This window comes from Pseudarthrobacter ribosi, from assembly GCF_055412865.1.
Map to the genome: position 1 here is coordinate 1 of NZ_JBVAYZ010000040.1, position 17,104 is coordinate 17,104.

Consider the following 17,104-nt stretch of genomic DNA (forward strand, 5'->3'; position numbering starts at 1 on the left):
CACTAGAAAGAGGTACGGACATGCTTTTGATTCCCTGCCCCAACTGCGGCCCCCGCGACGAGACCGAGTTCCACTACGGCGGCCAGGCCCACGTGCCCTACCCCGAAAACCCGAACGAACTGAACGACCGTGAATGGGCCGAGTACCTGTTCTACCGCGACAACACCAAGGGCGCCTTCGCCGAGCGCTGGCTGCACAGCACCGGCTGCCGCCAGTGGTTCAACATGCTCCGCGACACGCTCACGTACGACATCCAGGCCGTCTACCCGATGGGCACGCCCCGGCCTGATGTGACGGCCCCGGCCGCCGCCGAATCCGGGACTGCCAGCACCGCCGCTGACAGCACCACCACCGGGGACTCCGCGCCCAGCATCTCGACTACCAGCATCGCCCCGGCCGCAACACCCGCCAGCACCACCGCCCCGGAAGGAGCAACCAAGTGACTTCCCAGCACGCCCGCCTCGGCGCCGGCGGACGCATCGACCGCACCATTTCCTGGCGTTTCACCGTGGACGGCGAGGAATTCACCGGCCACCCGGGCGACACGCTCGCCTCCGCCCTGCTCGCCAACGGCCGGATCGCCGTCGGCAACTCCCTCTACGAGGACCGGGCCCGGGGCATCATGTCCGCCGGCGTGGAGGAATCCAACGCCATGGTCAAGATTGCTGCGCGTTTCCCCGGCGACGTGGCCGAGTCCATGCTCCCCGCTACCACCGTCACCCTGGTGGACGGCCTGAAGGCAGAACTCCTCAACGGACTGGGCAAGCTGGACCCGGAGGAGGACCGCGCCGAGTACGACAAAAAGTACGTCCACACCGACGTCCTGGTGATCGGTGGCGGCCCCGCCGGCCTCGCCGCAGCCCGGGAGGCCGCACGCACCGGCGCCCGAGTGATCCTCATGGACGACCAGCCCGAACTGGGCGGATCACTCCTTTCCGGCTCCACCGCACCAGGACTGGCTGAGACCATCGAAGGCAAGCCTGCCCTGGAATGGGTAGCGGACGTGGAAGCGGAACTCGTCTCGGGAGCCGAAAGCACCGTCCTGAACCGGACATCCGCCTTCGGCGCCTACGACGCCAACTACGTCATCGCCGTCCAGAACCGCACCGACCACCTGTCCAGCCCGGCCGCCCCCGGTGTGTCCCGGCAACGGATCTGGCACGTTCGCGCCAACCAGGTGGTAGTTGCCCCCGGAGCCCACGAACGCCCCCTGGTCTTCGAGAACAACGACCGGCCCGGCATCATGCTCGCCTCGGCGGTCCGCAGTTATCTCAACCGCTACGCCGTTGCCGCGGGGCAGCGCGTTGTCATCGGCACCACCAACGACAGCGCCTACGCCCTGGCCGCGGACCTGCGCGCCGCCGGCGTCAAAGTCGGCGCCGTCGTCGACGCACGTGCCAAGCTCACGGACGTCGCCGCAGCCGCCGTCGAAGCAGGCACCCGGGTGCTGATCGGCAGCGCCGTTGCCAACACCACCGCCTCGCACTCCGGCGACGACCGGCTCAACGCCGTCACCGTCCGCAGCATCAACGACGACGGCGAACTCACCTCCGGCGTCGAAGAGATTCCCTGCGATCTGCTGGCAGTTGCCGGTGGCTGGAGCCCGCTGGTCCACCTCCACTCCCAGCGGCAGGGCAAGCTGCGCTGGGACGACGAGCTCGCCGCTTTCGTACCGAGCACCGTAGTCCCGAACCAGCAGACCATCGGCTCCGGCCGCGGCAGCTTCGAACTCGAAGACTGCCTGGCCGAGGGGGTCTCCGCCGGAGCGTCGGCCGCCAGCGCCGCAGGCTTCAGCCCCGAAAAGTCTGGCGCAGTCGTCGATCCGCTGGTCTTTTCCGAGCCGAAGGCCTCCGCCCCGACTCGCCAGCTCTGGCTGGTCCCCGGGCAGGACGGCGGCCCGGATGACTGGCACCACCACTTCGTGGACTTCCAGCGTGACCAGTCCGTGGCCGACGTGCTGCGCTCCACCGGCGCCGGCATGCGGTCCGTGGAACACATCAAGCGCTACACCTCGATCAGCACCGCCAACGACCAGGGCAAGACCTCCGGCGTGAACGCGATCGGTGTCATCGCCGCCGCGCTCCGCCAGGTAGGGGAAGCGTCCCGGGGCATCGGGGACATCGGCACCACTACCTACCGGGCACCGTTTACTCCGGTGGCGTTCGCTGCCCTTGCGGGACGCCAGCGCGGCGAACTGTTCGACCCCGCCCGCGTCACGTCGATCCACCCTTGGCACGTCGCCAAGGGTGCCCTGTTCGAGGATGTCGGGCAGTGGAAGCGCCCCTGGTACTACCCGCAGGAGGGCGAGGACATGGACACCGCGGTGCTCCGCGAATGCGCCGCCGTTCGCGACTCCGTGGGCTTTATGGACGCCACCACCCTGGGCAAGATTGAGATCCGGGGCAAGGACGCCGGTGAGTTCCTCAACCGGATCTACACCAACGCGTTCAAGAAGCTCGCCCCGGGTTCCGCCCGCTACGGCGTGATGTGCATGGCAGACGGCATGATTTTCGACGACGGCGTGACCCTGCGTCTCGATCCGGACCGGTTCTTCATGACCACCACCACCGGCGGCGCCGCGAAGGTGCTGGACTGGCTGGAGGAATGGCTGCAGACCGAATGGCCGGACCTGGACGTGCACTGCACCTCTGTCACGGAGCAGTGGACCACCATTGCTGTCGTCGGGCCCAAATCCCGTGCGGTCATCGCCAAGGTGGCCCCGCAGCTCGCGGAAAACGGCGGGCTGGACGCGGAAGCCTTCCCGTTCATGACCTTCAGGGAAACCACCCTCGCCTCCGGCGTCCGCGCCCGGATCTGCCGGATCTCCTTCTCCGGCGAACTGGCCTACGAGATCAACGTCCCGGCCTGGTACGGGCTGAACACCTGGGAAGCCGTGGCAGCGGCCGGGGCGGAATTCAACATCACCCCGTACGGCACCGAAACCATGCACGTGCTGCGGGCCGAAAAGGGCTACCCGATCGTCGGCCAGGACACCGACGGGACCGTCACCCCGCAGGACGCCGGCATGGAATGGGTGGTGTCCAAGGCCAAGGACTTCATCGGCAAGCGCTCCTACGCCCGCAAGGACGCCGGCCGCACGGACCGGAAGCACCTGGTCAGCGTCCTTCCCGTGGACGGGACGCTCCGGCTGCCCGAAGGGACCCAGCTCGTGGAAAAGGGGATCACCGTCAACCCCGCCGACGGTCCCGTGCCCATGCAGGGCTTCGTGACCTCGAGCTACCACAGCGCGGCGCTCGGCCGGTCGTTCGCCCTGGCCCTGATCAAGAACGGCCGTAACCGCATCGGCGAGACCCTGGTGGCCGCCGCCGGTGACCAGCTGGTCGACGTTGTTGTCGCCGAAACCGTACTTTTTGACCCCGAAGGAGCCCGCAAAGATGGCTAATACAGCAGCACTGACTGGCATCAATGGACTCCGGGACATCCGCCGCAGCCCCGCCTCGCACCTGGCCGAGGCCCTGAAATCCGGATCCGTCCCGGGCAAGGTCGTCCTCAACGAAGGCCCCTTCCAGACCATGGCCGGAGTCCGCGTGGACCCCCGTTCCGAGGCAGGATCACGGATCGCAGCCGTCACCGGCGGCCTGCCGGCCCGCTGCGGCGAAGTGACCGGCACGGACAGCATCAGCGTCCTCTGGCTCGGGCCGTCCGAGTTCCTGGTGGTGGCACCGGAGGAAGCCCATGACTCCCTGGGCGGCAACCTCATCGGCTCCCTCACGGCAGCCCTGGGCGACGCCCCGGGCCAGGTGGTGGACCTCTCCGCAAACCGCACCACGTTCGAACTCTCCGGTCCCCGGGCCCGGGCAGTGCTGGAAAAGGGCTGCGCCCTGGACCTGCACCCCCGTAGCTTCACCCCGGGAACGGCGCTGGCCACGGAGGTCGGTAACATCCCCGCCGTGCTGTGGAAGACCGCGGACCAGGAGTACCGGATCTTCCCGCGGGCCTCCTTTGCGGAGTTCCTGGGCCGCTGGCTCCTCGACGCCATGCGCGAGTACGCCTCGCCAGAGGTGCCCTGATGGCGCTCAGCGCCCTGGACCTGTTCTCTGTTGGCATCGGGCCCTCCTCGTCACACACGGTGGGCCCGATGCGGGCGGCGAAGCTGTTCGCCGACGGACTCAAAAGCGACGGACAGCTGAGCGCCACCACGAGGGTGCAGGCGGAACTGTTCGGCTCCCTCGGCGCCACCGGCCGGGGCCACGGGTCCGACAAGGCCGTGGTTCTGGGCCTCCAAGGGCTGGACCCGGAAACCGTGGACACCGCAACCGCCGATGACCAGGTCGCCGCTGCTGCCCTGGATGCCGAACTCCGGATCGGCGGGGAGCACCGGGTGGACTTCAACTGGGACGAGGACGTGGTGCTGCACCGCCGCAAATCCCTCCCGGCCCACCCCAACGGCATGACCTTCCGGGCGCTGGACCACACCGGGGCCGTCCTTAGCGAACGGAGTTTCTATTCAATTGGGGGCGGCTTCGTCGTTGACGGCGATGCCGACGGCGGCGACCAGGTGGTGGCGGACGACACCGTACTGCCCTACCCCTTCACCACAGCCGACGAGCTCCTGGCCATTTGCAGCCGCGAAGGCATGTCCATCTCCGAGGTGATGCTTGCCAACGAACTTACCTGGCGCAGCGAAGCGGAACTCCGCGAGAAGCTGCTGGCACTCTGGGCCGTCATGCGCCAATGCGTGGACAACGGCTGCGCGGCCGAGGGAATCCTCCCCGGCGGGCTGAACGTGAGGCGCCGGGCGCCGTCGCTCTTCAAGACCCTGACGGCGGACACCGGCGTCACGGATCCGCTCCGGGCCATGGAATGGGTGAACCTCTTCGCCCTCGCCGTCAACGAGGAAAACGCCGCCGGCGGGCGCATCGTCACCGCCCCCACCAACGGTGCAGCCGGCATCGTGCCCGCGGTGCTGCACTACTACGTCAAGTTCGTCCCCGGGGCCGACGACGACGGCGTCGTCCGCTTCCTGCTGACGGCCGCCGCCGTCGGGATCCTGTTCAAAATTAACGCCTCCATCTCGGGGGCCGAGGTCGGCTGCCAGGGCGAAGTCGGATCGGCCTGTTCCATGGCGGCCGCCGGGCTCTGCGAAGTCCTGGGCGGCACGCCGATGCAGGTGGAGAACGCCGCCGAGGTCGGGATCGAGCACAACCTCGGGCTGACCTGCGACCCCGTCGGCGGACTGGTGCAGATTCCCTGCATCGAACGGAACGCGATCGCCAGCGTGAAGGCCATCAACGCCGCGCGGCTGGCGCTGCACGGCGACGGCTCGCACAAGGTGTCCCTCGACAAGGCCATCAAGACGATGAGGGAAACCGGCGCGGACATGAAAAGCAAGTACAAGGAGACCTCCCGCGGTGGCCTCGCGGTCAACGTCATCGAGTGCTGAGCCCGTGAAGTACCGGTAGCCCCGAATGTGAACAGACACCTCGGGGTTCGTCCCATTAGTAATTGCCTGGCTTTGCAGGCATCCCGCCCGTTTGGAGCAAGAAGTGCCCCTTAGACCACTCCCATACGAACACGTCGCCGTCGCTGGCAGCGGCCGCGTCAAGCGCGGCATGGCGGAGATGCTCAAGGGCGGCGTCATCATGGACGTCGTCAACGTCGAGCAGGCCCGCATCGCTGAGGATGCCGGAGCCGTGGCAGTCATGGCGCTGGAACGTGTTCCCGCCGACATCCGCGCCCAGGGCGGCGTGTCCCGCATGTCCGATCCGGACATGATCGAGGCGATCATCGCGGCCGTCTCCATCCCGGTCATGGCGAAGGTCCGGATCGGCCACTTCGTCGAGGCCCAGGTCATTCAGACCCTCGGCGTGGACTACATCGACGAGTCCGAGGTCCTGACCCCGGCCGACTATGCCCACCACATCGACAAGTGGAACTTCACGATTCCCTTCGTCTGCGGCGCCACGAACCTCGGTGAGGCCCTGCGCCGCATCAACGAGGGCGCGGCCATGATCCGCTCCAAGGGTGAAGCGGGCACCGGCGACGTCTCCAACGCCACCACCCACATGCGCCAGATCCGTGCGGAGATCAAGCGTCTGGCCGGCATGGCCGAGGACGAACTCTACGTCGCGGCCAAGGAACTGCAGGCCCCGTACGAGCTGGTCAAGGAAGTTGCCGCCACCGGCAAGCTCCCGGTCGTGCTGTTCACCGCCGGCGGCATCGCCACCCCGGCCGATGCCGCGATGATGATGCAGCTCGGCGCCGACGGTGTGTTCGTCGGCTCCGGCATCTTCAAGTCCGGCAACCCGGCCCAGCGCGCCGCCGCCGTCGTGAAGGCCACCACGTTCTTCGACGACCCGGAAGAGGTCGCCAAGGCCTCCCGCGGCCTGGGCGAGGCCATGGTCGGCATCAACGTGGACGAGATCCCGGAGCCGCACCGCCTCGCCGAACGCGGCTGGTAGCGGATCATGTTGAATACGAGCCCAGACAAGACGTCGACCGGACGTGGGTTGCGTAGCGACTGGGCCCGGCTGACGGGCCACACAGTGGAGGTGTGGCTATTAGGGGAGCACATCGTGACCGGGGTGGTGGAGCAAGCTGCTGATGACAACTCCGTCCTTTGGATTGCGGCAGCTGGAACGAGCACGCGAAAGCTTTTCGACAAGCCGACGGGATATATGATTCGGGCCTAGCCGCCCAGGCCCGGCGACTGGGTCATCCTGAACCGGCGTGCCGAGTGCGGCCAATGCCGCTCAAAGACGACGCGGTCGGTGATACGTGCAGCGCTTATCGCTGCGGGGCAACGAAGGCGTTCAGGCCCGTTGTGGCGATGGATGGGGGCCCGCGGATCCATAGGGGGCAAGCGAACTCCACGCGTGGCATTCTCGCGCTTGTATTCTGGCCGTGGAAATAATCCCTGATGCTGTCCGGCTTAGAGCAGCTGGATGCGGCTAGGCATCGATCACCATATCGGTACGCGCGGTAGAGCAGCAGGGCAGGAACTTGCCTGCATCGATTTCCCGTGCCCGGATCCCGCCCTGGTGGTTCATCTCGACCTCCCCGGAAAGCTTGACGACCTTGCAGGAGCCGCACATGCCTTCCTTGCAGTTCGCGCCGATCCTGACGCCCGCACGCTGGGCCACCCCGAGGATGTGTTCCGCGGGGTCGATGCGTACGTTGATGCCGGTGCGCATGAAGGACAGGGTGAGGCTTCCCGTTCCGACCGTATCGAAGCTCGAGGCGTCGGGGGACCCGGCCTCCGGCCGCACGTCCGGACTGCCGTCGGGGGCTTCGGGACGCGGCGCGTCCGGGTCGACGGTTTCCAGCGGCAGCCCCGTGGCCTTCAGGGTTCCCTCGGCGTCGTAGCTGGGCTCGTAGAGTCCGAACGCGGTGGGCTGGCTTTCGTAGTAGTCCTCGGCGGAATCGGCGATTTCCTCGGCGATTCCCTCCGCAATGTCCACTGCAAGCGCGAGCTCCGCCTGGTATTCAAGGATCGTCTGGCGGTCTCCCGAGAAGAATTCCATGTGGATGGAGGTGTCGTCGACGCCCACCTTCTCGAGGAGCTCGGTGGCGGTGTTCAGGTAACCCTCGGGGCCGCAGGCATAGACCTGGCGGCCGTTGGCATCGGGGGCCACCTCGTCGAGCATGGCCGCCGTCAGCCTTCCGGTGAGCCCTTCCCACCCCTCGGGTTTGCTGCGGTCGCCCAGGGAGTAGAAGACCTTGACGCGCGAGTCCACGGAGGCGATGTAGGCCAGCTCCTGGTGGAAGGCAAAGCCTCCGGCCGCCGCTCCGTGGTACAGCACCACGACATCGGCCTCGCCGGGCAGGGAGTGGATGGTCCGCACCATGGACATGATGGGGGTGATGCCGGCGCCTGCGGCCAGCAAGAGGTACCGTGCCCGCCGGTCGGCGTCGGGCAGATGGAATGCCCCGACCGGTCCGAGCATCTCGAGGACGGCGCCGGGTTTGACATTCGCGTGCACCCACGGCGAGACCTGTCCCGTGGGGTCGCATTTGACTGTGATGTCGAAGGTCCACGGCTTGGTGGGCGAACTGGACAGCGAGTAGCTGCGGTCCACCGCGTCCTGGTCCTCGCCGTTCACGGGAAAGGCGACATTCACGTACTGGCCCGGACGGAACGCCAGGGGTGCACCGTCGGAGCGGCGGAACACGAAGGTCATCATGCCGCCCACCTCGGGAACGGTCTCGACACATTCGGCCATGAACTCCTGCGGATGCCAGGGCCCCAACGCGCGGGCGGCACCGGCAGGTCCGTCGGTGCTGCCCATCACCCTGTTCCACGGCATCTCAAGACCGCGAATGCGCTGTGGTTCCTGGATTGCCGTGACGGTGCCGAGTTCAATCATGCCAAGTGCTCCTGCACGCGCTGCACGTACCAGTTGATGAACGCCTCGACCTGGTATTCGCTCTTCATGTACGGGCCGGGCTCGTAGGCGGGGCTGCTGGCGCCCTTCTGGCACAGCTCCACGAACGCCTTGTCCTGCAGATTGGTCTGCTTCCAGGTGTGGGTGAGCTTCTCCAGGTCGTAGTCGACGCCTTCCACGGCGTCGTCAGCCACCAGCCAGGTGGTACGTACCAGTGTCTGGTGCTCATTGACGGGGAAGACGGCGAACGTGATGACGTGGTCCCCGAGGAAATGGAACCAGCTGTTGGGCTGCAGGTGCATCGAGCAGCGGCCAAGGCGGAAGTCACGCAAGTCGCCGAGCAGCTTCTTGGAGAGCCTGTGCCCGTCGGGCGAGAACGATTCGCCGTCACCGTCGAGCGAGTCTCGTGAGATGCGGATTCCCGCTACGCGAGTGTCGAGCTCCTCGACGATCTCATAGGGAAGGCCATAGCGGCGGCAACGGTCCTCGAGTGAGGACTGTGCTTCCTTGTTGCGGTCCCACACCTCCTCGAGATGGAGCGGGATCAGGCCCTCCGTCAGGCCCCAGGTGGGAAAGAGGGAGCAGGCGAGTTCCGGGTGGCCGTCGCAGTGGTAGCACTCACGGTTGTTCTCCATGACGAGCTTCCAGTTGCCCTCCTCGATGATGTTCTGCTGGTAGGCGATTTTCGTCTTCGACAGATCGTGGGGCGCGAGGTAGGGCTCGAAGATCTTTCCGGTTTCGTCGAAATCCGTCGGCGGTTCGTCCGCAATGCAGACGAAGATGAGTCCGGCGAACACGCGGCTGTGGGCGCGCTTCAGGCCGAAGCAGCCCTTGTCGAACTTCGTTTCCCCCGGTGCCGAGGCATGGATCAAATCGCCGTTGGGGGAGTAGGTCCAGGAGTGATAGCCGCATACCAGGTTGCCCGTGGTCCCCGCGGGTTCGGTCAGGACGCGGGCGCCGCGGTGGCGGCACACATTGTGCAGGACGTTCACGCCGCCGTCGTCGTTGCGCAGCACGATCAGGGAGTAGGGCCCGTAGTCGACAGTGACGTAGTCGCCCGGCTCCGGAAGCTCGGCGATGCTGGCGGCAAAGATCCAGTGCTGGCCAAAAATGGCCTTCATGTCGATGTTGAAAATCGTTGGGTCGGTGTAGAAGGGGGCATCGAGGGAATATCCCACGCGCCGAAAATCAAACAACTCGGTGATTTCCGCCATCTGCTCGGCAGGCAATGATGAAGCGAGTTTTCCGCGTGAATTGAGGGGCGCGTTCACTGGGGCAGACATGTGTTTCCTCCCGGGAGGGCTGGGTAACTGTGCGATTCGTGGGGACCACGGAGTTGGTGGGGGCAACCGGCGTTGTCGAAAACGTTGTACTCATGAGATTAGAGAGGATCGATCTGCAACAAAAGCGCAAGATTTAGGAAATAACCGTGCACAATGGATGCATGATCGATCCACGGCTTATCACACTGCGGGTGTTTGCCCGGTGCGGCACCATTGGGGCAACCGCGGAGCTCACGGGTTATTCTCCCTCGGCCGTCTCCGCGCAATTGCGGGAGCTCCAGCGTGTGCTTGGAATGCAACTGCTGACGAAGGACGGCCGGGGGGTGCGGCTGACCGCCACGGGCCGCTATCTCGTGGCGGGCTCGGACGCGCTCATTGCGGAATGGGAGAGCCTGCGCGCCGCGGCCATGGAGGCCGGCGACCAGGTGCAGTCCCGTTTTGGGCTCGGCGGATTCTCCACGGCGGCTGCCCAGTTGCTCGCGCCGCTGGCCGCCACCCTGCGCTCGACACGCCCCCTGCTGGAGGTGCAGGTACTCGAGGCCAACCCGGCCCGCTGCTTCGACTTGTTGGTTGCCGAGCGAATCGACCTCGCGGTCATCGTGGCGATGCAGTCCGACACCTATGTTGAGGACGATACGCGCTTCGAGCAGACCCTTCTGCTCGACGATCCCTTGGACGTGATCATTCCCTCCGACCATCCGTTGGCATCGCGGGAAACGGTGACGCTCGAAGAGCTGGCGTCGGAACCCTGGATCACCGAGGCCGCCGGTTCCACCTACCATGCACTATTCACCGCGGCGTTCACGGCAGTCGGGGTGACACCGCGGATTGCCCATGAGGCCGTTGAATGGGAAACTCAGATCGCCTTCGTTGGTGCGGGGCTGGGCGTGGGCCTGCTGCCGCGGCTGGCGCCCCTGCGCAGTGCCGAAAACGTGATTAGGCTGCGTATCACCGGCAAGGGGAAACCCGTGCGCCGCATTGTCGCTGCGGTGCGCAAGGGCAGCATCGCATCGCCCCTGATCCAGGAGTCGCTCGGCATCCTGCAGGTCAGCGCCAATCGGATACTCACCGCCCGGCCCGAAGACGATCTCTGAGACGGAAGGCGGCGATTCGTTGCCGACAGATGTACGACTCCAGAGTTAGTTATTGAGATGCGAGTAGGGGCGGGCCATTTGGACCGTCCCTACTGCGTTGTCTGAATAGTCTCATCGAGACCTGAACCGCTGTGATCTCTGCGCGCCGGGGTGACACGGCTACCGCCGGACTTATGGGTGGGTCCGTAGCTATTTGAGTACGACGGTCCGGTTGCCCTGGAGAAAGACGCGGCCTTCGCAGTGCCAGCGGACGGCGTTGGAGAGTGCCTTGCGCTCGGTGTCGCGTCCGGCGGCCACCAGGTCCTCGGCGCCGAAGGTGTGGTCCACTTCCACCACCTGCTGGGAGATGATCGGTCCCTCGTCGAGTTCGGCGTTGACGTAGTGTGCGGTGGCGCCGACGGTTTTCACGCCGCGGGCGTGCGCCTGGTGGTAGGGCTTGGCGCCCTTGAAGCTGGGCAGGAAGGAGTGGTGGATGTTGATGGCCCGGCCATCCAAGTGGCGGGTGAGATCGTCGCTGAGGACCTGCATGTAACGGGCCAGGACCACAAGCTCGACGTCCAGCCGGTCGACGAGCTCCATTAGGTGCTTTTCGGCCGCGGGTTTGGTGTCGGCCGTGACGGGCACGTGGAAGAAGGGGATGCCATGCCATTCCACGATGCCCCGGTGGTCCGGATGGTTCGAGACGACCGCGACAATATCGATGGGCAGTTCCCCGATGCGGGCGCGGAACAGCAGATCGTTGAGGCAGTGCTCGAATTTGGACACCATGATCAGGACCCGGCGTTTCGTCCCTTGGGGGCGTAGTTGCCACTGCATGCCGAATTTGTCGGCCACGGGCACGAAGGCCTGCCGGAGCGACTCAAGGGTGGCCGGTCCACCGGGGGAGTCTCCCGCTGATGCGAAGTGGATCCGCATAAAGAAGTGGCCGTCGTCCTGGGAGTCGAACTGCTTGCTTTCCAGGATGTCGCAGCCTTGTTCCAGCAGGAAGCCGGAGACGGCGTGGACAAGTCCCCGTGTTTCCGGGCAGTTGAGGGTCAGAACGTAATCATTGGCGCTGCTAGCCAGGTTGTCCACGGGTCAGCACTCGATCACATTGACGGCGAGGCCTCCGCGGGAGGTCTCCTTGTATTTGGTTTTCATGTCCGCTCCTGTCTCACGCATGGTTTTGATGGCTTTATCCAGCGACACCTTGTGGCTGCCGTCGCCGTGAAGGCACAGGCGGGCGGCGTTGATGGCCTTCACGCTGGCGATCGCGTTCCGTTCGATGCAGGGAATCTGCACCAGTCCGCCGACGGGGTCGCAGGTCAGCCCGAGGTTGTGCTCGATCCCGACCTCGGCGGCGTTCTCCACCTGCATCGGCGTGCCGCCCAGGACTTCGCAGAGCCCGGCGGCCGCCATGGAGCAGGCCGATCCGACTTCGCCCTGGCAGCCGACCTCGGCCCCCGAGATGGAGGCGTTAATTTTGAACAGGATCCCGACGGCGGCGGCCGTCAGCAGGAAGCGGACGACGCCGTCGTCGTCGGCTCCTGGAACGAACTTGACGTAGTAGTGCAGCACCGCGGGCACGATGCCGGCTGCACCGTTGGTGGGGGCGGTGACGATGCGCCCGCCGGCGGCGTTTTCCTCGTTGACGGCGAGGGCGAAGAGGTTCACCCATTCCATGGCCCGGAGCGGATCCGTGACGCCGGTGTCCGCCGTCAGGGTCTTGAAGAGCGACAGCGCCCGGCGCCTCACGTTCAGCCCGCCGGGGAGGATTCCCTCGGCCGCGCAGCCGTTGTCCACGCATTGGCGCATGACGGCCCAGAGTGCCAGCAGCTTCTCGCGGAGTTCCGCTTCGCTGCGCCAGGTAAGTTCGTTGGCAAGCATCACATCGGAGATAGACATGCCTTCGCGGCTGCAAATGGCCAGGAGTTCGTCGGCTGTGGTGAAGGGGTAGGGCAGGACGGTGTCGTCTGCCACCACCTGGTCTCCGGCGTCGGCGTTGCCGTCAACGACGAAGCCGCCCCCAATTGAATAGAAGCTCCGTTCGCTAAGGACGGCCCCGGTGCGGTCCAGTGCCCGGAAGGTCATGCCGTTCGGATGGGCCGGGAGGGACTTGCGCCGGTGCAGCACCACGTCCTCGTCCCAGTTGAAGTCCACCCGGTGCTCCCCGCCGATCCGGAGTTCGGCATCCAGGGCAGCAGCGGCGACCTGGTCATCGGCGGTTCCCGTGTCCACCGTGTCCGGGTCCTGGCCCTGGAGGCCCAGGACCACGGCCTTGTCCGAACCGTGGCCCCGGCCGGTGGCGCCGAGGGAGCCGAACAGTTCCGCCTGCACCCTCGTGGTGGCGTTCAGCTGTCCGTCGCTTTTGAGTCCGTCGGCGAACCGTTTGGCCGCCCGCATCGGGCCGACCGTGTGGGAGGAGGACGGCCCGATGCCAACAGAGAACAGGTCCAGGACGCTGAGCGCCATCAGGGCACCTCGGGGGACGCGTATTCCCGCATCGCATCGAGGAGCCAGCGGCCGAGGAACTCCGCAAAGGAGGCCCGGGGGAAGATCCGGTACTCCTGGTCCGCGGTCTTCCACAGCACGGCGGGGATGCCGCCGATTTCCGTGGACAGTGCCGTCCCGGTCTTGAAGACGCGGGGGTGCAGGTCAAGGGCGCAGCCCTTTTCCAGCACTGCCCGGGACCGGGGACCGGAGAGTTCGAACGTGGTGCGGTTTGCGGAGAGGTCCACCACCTGGCCGGCGCCGTCCCCCAGTGCCTCCACCAGCGTACGGGGCAGCTCGCCGCCCAGGCTTTCATGGGATTCCGCGGGTGCCACGAGCAGGAATTCTGCCGGGCCGAGCCACAGCACCGCGGTTCCGCCGCTGCCGCGGACCTCCCCGGACGCGGAGGGCAGGCCTCCCGCCACGGTGCCCAGCCGTTCCCCGGCGTCGCTGCCCGGATCGACCCGGAGCCCCGCCATGGTCAGGAACGGCACCTCGCGCAGCTCCACGGCGCCCGCCACGGATCCCGCTTCAAATACCGCCTTCAGGGGCGACGCGGGGCTCTGCCGGAGGGTCTGGATTTTCTTGGAATTTTCGAGTGCTGCTGTGTCAGCCATCTTTGCGGGTCCCTTCAGAGTCAAAAAGTACGGTTTCGGCGACAACAACGTCAACCAGCTGGTCACCGGCGGCGGCCACCAGGGTCTCGCCGATGCGGTTACGGCCGTTCTTGATCAGGGCCAGGGCGAACGACCGGCCGAGCGCGGCGCTGTGGTAGCTCGAGGTCACGAAGCCCTGCATGGGGACGGGGCCGTCGGCGGGGTTGACGGTGATCCCCTTTTCCACGAGCTGGGTCCCTTCGGGCAGCCGGAGCGTCCCGTCCACGGGAAGGACGCTGACCAGGTGCTTCCGGTCCGTGCGGCCGGCGTCCTTGCGGGCGTAGGAGCGCTTGCCGATGAAGTCCTTGGCCTTGGAGACCACCCATTCCATGCCGGCGTCCTGCGGGGTGACGGTCCCGTCGGTGTCCTGGCCGACGATCGGGTAGCCCTTTTCGGCCCGCAGCACGTGCATGGTTTCGGTGCCGTACGGGGTGATGTTGAATTCCGCCCCGGCCGCTGCCACGGCTTCCCAGGTGTTCAGGCCGTACCAGGCCGGCACGTTGATTTCGTAGGCCAGTTCGCCGGAGAAGGAGATCCGGCAGATCCGGGCGCGGACGCCGGAGGCGAGGGTGGTTTCCTTGAAGGTCATGAACGGGAAGGCTTCCGCGTCCAGCCCGCCGTTTTCCGCGAGCTGCGGGGCCACCTTGGCGATGACCGCACGGGATTTGGGCCCGACGACAGCAATGGTGGTCCACTGCTCCGTGACAGAGGTGCAGTGCACGTCCAGGTCCGGCCATTCGGTCTGCAGCCATTCCTCCAGCCAGTCCAGCACCTTCGCGGCGCCGCCGGTGGTGGTGGTCATGAAGTAGCGGTCGTCGTCGAGACGCAGGGTCACGCCGTCGTCGAAAATCATGCCGTCTGCCATGCACATCACGCCGTAGCGGGCGGAACCCGGGGCGAGCTTCTTGAACGCGTTGGTGTAGATCCGGTTGAGGAACTCACCGGCGTCCTTGCCGCGGATTTCGATCTTGCCCAGGGTGGTGGCGTCCATAAAGCCCACGGAGTCGCGGACGGCGGCGCATTCGCGGAGCACCGCGGTGTCCATGTCCTCGCCGGCCTGCGGGTAGTACCAGGGGCGCTTCCACTGCCCGACGTCCTCGAACAGGGCACCCTTGGCGACGTGCCAAGGGTGGATCGACGTGACGCGGGCGGGGTCGAACAGTTCGCCGCGCTGGCGTCCCGCAAGGGCAGCGAACGCCACGGGAGTGAAGGGGGCCCGGTACGCGGTGGTGCCGATGTCCCCGATGCCCCGGGACGCTTCCCCTACCTGGCGGAGCGCGGCGGCGATGACGCCGATCGCGTTCACGCCGGAGGTCTTGCCCTGGTCGTTGGCGGTGCTGATGGAGGTGTAGCGCTTGATGTGTTCCACGGACCGCATGCCGGCGCCGGTGGAGCGCAGCACGTCGGCCACGGACTGGTCACGCTGGAAGTCCACGAAGTGGTGGTGCCAGTCATCCGGCGTGCCGGTCTGACCGGGAACGAGCCACAGTTGCCGGGTCGGGGCGGAGGCCTTCGGCTCGGAAAAGACCAGCGGATCGACGACTGCGCCAGAGTTTTCAGGGTCGAAGCCCGCGGCGCCGGCCGCGGCTGTCCCGGCGGAGACGCCCTCGGCGACACAGTCGTCAAGTTCAAAACTGCCACGGCCGGCCCCGGCCACCTGCTGGTCGGGGACCACGCTGCTCGGCACGAACGCCGCCAGGTCATCGTCCCAGCGGATCTTGCCCTGGCGCTGGGAGTGCAGGTGCACCACGGGGGACCATCCGCCGGAGACGGCGAGCAGGTCGCAGGCGAGCTGTTCGACGCCGGAGGTGAGTTCGCCGTCGTCGTTGATGCTCCGGACGGTCACGCCGACGAGGCGCTCCTCACCGGCGGTGTTGGCAACGGCGCTTCCGATCAGCACCCGCGTGCCGGCCGCGGCCGCTGCGGCGGCTGTTTCGCTCAGCTGCGGGCGGGCGTCCACAACGGCCTCGACACGAATGCCGGCGGCGCGGAGGTCGGCGGCCAGGGTGTAAGCGCTGTCGTTGGTGGTGCCGATGACGACGCGGGAACCGGGGGCCACGGCGTAGCGGTTGAGATAACTGCGGACCGCCGAGGCGAGCATGATGCCCGGGCGGTCATTGTTTTCGAAGACCAGCGGGCGTTCGTGGGCGCCCGGGGCGAGGATGACCTGGGCGGCGCGGATGTGCCAGATCCGCTGGCGGCTGACGCCGGGCGCTGCCGGCGTCAGGAGGTGGTCCGTCCGATTCTGGGCCGCGATGACGTAGTTGGAGTCGTAGGAGCCGAAGGCACTGGTGCGGTTCAGGACCGTGCACTCGGCCGCGGAGATCAATTCCGCTTCAACGTTGGACACCCAGTCCAGGGCGGGTATCCCCTCAATGCTCTCCGCGAGGGCCGGATCGGTGGATCCGGACAGCAGCGAGCCGCCCAGTTCGGGCTGGTCGTCAATGAGAATGACGCGGGCGCCGCTGCGGACGGCTTCGCGTGCCGCGGCCAGGCCTGCCGGGCCGCCGCCGACCACGAGGACGTCGGTGTGGACGTACTTCTTGTCGTACTCGGCGTGGTCCTCCTCCGGGTCCAGCTTGCCCAGTCCGTTGAGGAGCTCGGCGCTGAGCCCGTCCACGAGGGTCACCGTGGTGGCCGGGAGCATGGATTCGGCCACGTGGCCCGGGAACCGGGCGGCGACCTTGACGAGGGCGTTGGATTCCTCGACGCCGGCGGACATGATGCCGCGGGGCCGGTCCTCGTACAGGGAGTTGCCGGCCCGGAGCTGGCCGTTCGCCAGCAGGGCGGAGGCGAGCGTATCGCCCGGGTGGCCGGTGAATTCACGGCCATCCACGGTGAAACGCCAGGTGACGCTGCGGTCGATGCGTCCGCCGGTGGACAGACGCGCGGGCTGCGGCTGAGCGGTCATTTGATCGCTCCTTCCGGGGAGACGGGGCTGGGGAGTGTGGGGGCTGTGGTCCCGGTGGCGGGGCGAAGCTGACCCATCGGGTAGACGGCCTGGATGTCGTACGTGAGCGTGTCGCGGAGCATGTTGAACCACTGGCGGCAGCTGGTGCTGTGCAGCCAGCGCTCGGCGAAGGCGCCCTTGGTGTTGTCGCGGTAGAACAGGTACTCGGCCCATTCACGGTCGTTCAGTTCGTTCGGGTTCTCCGGGTAGGGCACGTGGGCCTGGCCGCCGTAGTGGAACTCGGTCTCGTCGCGGGGGCCGCAGTTGGGGCAGGGAATCAAAAGCATGTCCGTACCTCTTTCTAGTG

Annotated in this window: 13 protein-coding genes; 6 read left to right on the top strand and 7 right to left on the bottom strand. The window is 66.7% G+C overall.

Annotated features, from left to right (window positions below; translation table 11 throughout):
- Positions 1–20: 20 nt before the first annotated feature.
- From ACZYZ5_RS21160 to pdxS, 5 genes are all read left to right on the top strand, one after another.
- Positions 21–443, top strand: coding sequence for a sarcosine oxidase subunit delta (locus tag ACZYZ5_RS21160; protein ID WP_463904334.1), 423 nt, complete (start codon positions 21–23; stop codon positions 441–443).
- The gene (locus ACZYZ5_RS21165; RefSeq protein ID WP_463904335.1) at positions 440–3,403 is read left to right on the top strand and encodes a 2Fe-2S iron-sulfur cluster-binding protein; all 2,964 of its coding nucleotides are present in this window, start codon (positions 440–442) and stop codon (positions 3,401–3,403) included. The genes ACZYZ5_RS21160 and ACZYZ5_RS21165 overlap by 4 nt, the downstream gene beginning before the upstream one ends.
- Positions 3,396–4,031, top strand: a complete 636-nt coding sequence (locus ACZYZ5_RS21170) for a sarcosine oxidase subunit gamma (protein ID WP_463904336.1) — start codon at positions 3,396–3,398, stop codon at positions 4,029–4,031. The genes ACZYZ5_RS21165 and ACZYZ5_RS21170 overlap by 8 nt, the downstream gene beginning before the upstream one ends.
- Entirely contained in the window at positions 4,031–5,404 is a 1,374-nt protein-coding gene (locus ACZYZ5_RS21175) for an L-serine ammonia-lyase (RefSeq protein WP_463904337.1), read from the top strand. The genes ACZYZ5_RS21170 and ACZYZ5_RS21175 overlap by 1 nt, the downstream gene beginning before the upstream one ends.
- A 103-nt stretch (positions 5,405–5,507) precedes the next feature.
- Positions 5,508–6,422: a pyridoxal 5'-phosphate synthase lyase subunit PdxS gene (gene pdxS / locus ACZYZ5_RS21180; protein WP_463904338.1), complete on the top strand. Its 915-nt coding sequence runs from the start codon at positions 5,508–5,510 to the stop codon at positions 6,420–6,422.
- A gap of 489 nt (positions 6,423–6,911) precedes the next feature.
- On the opposite strand, the gene ACZYZ5_RS21185 is transcribed toward pdxS, so the two are convergent.
- Together ACZYZ5_RS21185 and ACZYZ5_RS21190 are read right to left on the bottom strand one after the other, a co-directional pair.
- Positions 6,912–8,327 (bottom strand): ferredoxin reductase, encoded by a 1,416-nt coding sequence (locus tag ACZYZ5_RS21185; protein WP_463904339.1) that lies wholly within the window; start codon positions 8,325–8,327, stop codon positions 6,912–6,914.
- Positions 8,324–9,628, bottom strand: a complete 1,305-nt coding sequence (locus tag ACZYZ5_RS21190; protein ID WP_463904340.1) for an aromatic ring-hydroxylating oxygenase subunit alpha — start codon at positions 9,626–9,628, stop codon at positions 8,324–8,326. Before ACZYZ5_RS21190 ends, ACZYZ5_RS21185 begins: the two co-directional genes overlap by 4 nt.
- A gap of 161 nt (positions 9,629–9,789) precedes the next feature.
- Between ACZYZ5_RS21190 and ACZYZ5_RS21195 the strand changes: the two genes are divergently transcribed.
- Complete coding sequence (locus ACZYZ5_RS21195; RefSeq protein ID WP_463904341.1) at positions 9,790–10,722, top strand: LysR family transcriptional regulator; 933 nt, start codon at positions 9,790–9,792, stop codon at positions 10,720–10,722.
- 189 nt (positions 10,723–10,911) lie between these two features.
- Here the strand turns inward: ACZYZ5_RS21195 and purU are convergent, their stop codons facing one another.
- Genes purU through ACZYZ5_RS21220 form a run of 5 tightly spaced genes read right to left on the bottom strand, consistent with a single transcriptional unit; the run spans position 10,912 to position 17,084 of the window.
- Positions 10,912–11,796, bottom strand: a complete 885-nt coding sequence (gene purU / locus ACZYZ5_RS21200) for a formyltetrahydrofolate deformylase (RefSeq protein WP_463904342.1) — start codon at positions 11,794–11,796, stop codon at positions 10,912–10,914.
- 3 nt (positions 11,797–11,799) lie between these two features.
- On the bottom strand, positions 11,800–13,173 hold the full coding sequence (locus ACZYZ5_RS21205; RefSeq protein WP_463904343.1) for an L-serine ammonia-lyase: 1,374 nt from the start codon (positions 13,171–13,173) through the stop codon (positions 11,800–11,802).
- Complete coding sequence (locus ACZYZ5_RS21210) at positions 13,173–13,808, bottom strand: sarcosine oxidase subunit gamma (RefSeq protein ID WP_463904344.1); 636 nt, start codon at positions 13,806–13,808, stop codon at positions 13,173–13,175. The genes ACZYZ5_RS21205 and ACZYZ5_RS21210 overlap by 1 nt, the downstream gene beginning before the upstream one ends.
- Entirely contained in the window at positions 13,801–16,758 is a 2,958-nt protein-coding gene (locus tag ACZYZ5_RS21215; RefSeq protein ID WP_463904345.1) for a sarcosine oxidase subunit alpha family protein, read from the bottom strand. The genes ACZYZ5_RS21210 and ACZYZ5_RS21215 overlap by 8 nt, the downstream gene beginning before the upstream one ends.
- Entirely contained in the window at positions 16,755–17,084 is a 330-nt protein-coding gene (locus ACZYZ5_RS21220; RefSeq protein WP_463904346.1) for a sarcosine oxidase subunit delta, read from the bottom strand. The genes ACZYZ5_RS21215 and ACZYZ5_RS21220 overlap by 4 nt, the downstream gene beginning before the upstream one ends.
- Between the last annotated feature and the right edge of the window lie 20 nt (positions 17,085–17,104).

Coding starts and splice junctions, on each gene's coding strand:
- ACZYZ5_RS21215 (WP_463904345.1), bottom strand. CDS start 16,758: ATGACCGCTCAGCCGCAGCCCGCGCGTCTGTCCACCGGCGGACGCATC.
- ACZYZ5_RS21185 (WP_463904339.1), bottom strand. CDS start 8,327: ATGATTGAACTCGGCACCGTCACGGCAATCCAGGAACCACAGCGCATT.
- ACZYZ5_RS21205 (WP_463904343.1), bottom strand. CDS start 13,173: ATGGCGCTCAGCGTCCTGGACCTGTTCTCTGTTGGCATCGGGCCGTCC.
- ACZYZ5_RS21160 (WP_463904334.1), top strand. CDS start 21: ATGCTTTTGATTCCCTGCCCCAACTGCGGCCCCCGCGACGAGACCGAG.
- ACZYZ5_RS21175 (WP_463904337.1), top strand. CDS start 4,031: ATGGCGCTCAGCGCCCTGGACCTGTTCTCTGTTGGCATCGGGCCCTCC.
- ACZYZ5_RS21190 (WP_463904340.1), bottom strand. CDS start 9,628: ATGTCTGCCCCAGTGAACGCGCCCCTCAATTCACGCGGAAAACTCGCT.
- ACZYZ5_RS21210 (WP_463904344.1), bottom strand. CDS start 13,808: ATGGCTGACACAGCAGCACTCGAAAATTCCAAGAAAATCCAGACCCTC.
- ACZYZ5_RS21195 (WP_463904341.1), top strand. CDS start 9,790: ATGATCGATCCACGGCTTATCACACTGCGGGTGTTTGCCCGGTGCGGC.
- ACZYZ5_RS21220 (WP_463904346.1), bottom strand. CDS start 17,084: ATGCTTTTGATTCCCTGCCCCAACTGCGGCCCCCGCGACGAGACCGAG.
- ACZYZ5_RS21170 (WP_463904336.1), top strand. CDS start 3,396: ATGGCTAATACAGCAGCACTGACTGGCATCAATGGACTCCGGGACATC.